This is a genomic window from Yersinia sp. 2542 StPb PI, from assembly GCF_048593855.1.
GTDB lineage: Bacteria > Pseudomonadota > Gammaproteobacteria > Enterobacterales > Enterobacteriaceae > Yersinia > Yersinia enterocolitica_E.
Map to the genome: position 1 here is coordinate 1 of NZ_JAZGQA010000508.1, position 434 is coordinate 434.

The following is a 434-nucleotide window of genomic DNA, read 5'->3' on the forward strand; positions in this document are numbered from 1 at the left end:
GAATTGATCCCGGGTGATGCCCCCGGCGAGACCGATATCGCCCTGAACTGGCAGCAGCGCAAAATGTGGCGGCTGGCAGCCTCACTGGATGACTCTGGCACCCGCAGCACCGGCCGTTATCAAGGTGGCGCGACACTGTTTCTCGATAACCCGCTCTCTCTGAGTGACCTGTTTTATGTCTCGGCTGGCGGTTCAATAAAGAATCGCGGCGATAAAGGCACCAATAACCTGACTGGCCACTACTCGCTGCCGTTCGGTTACTGGACCGCGGGCATGACCGCCAGCAGCTATGACTACCACCAAACGGTGGCGGGCCTCAATGGCGATATCCATTACCGGGGGGAGTCGGAGAACGTAACGCTGCAACTCAGCCGCCTGCTGCACCGCAATGCCAGCCAAAAAACTACCCTGACCTACGATGTGCTGACCCGCTC

The 434-nt window shown here is 59.0% G+C and carries 1 protein-coding gene; it reads left to right on the plus strand.

The features are described 5' to 3' along the window. Window positions 1–434 (plus strand): ShlB/FhaC/HecB family hemolysin secretion/activation protein (locus tag V1952_RS22525; RefSeq protein ID WP_420075633.1); only part of this gene is annotated, 434 nt, incomplete at both ends.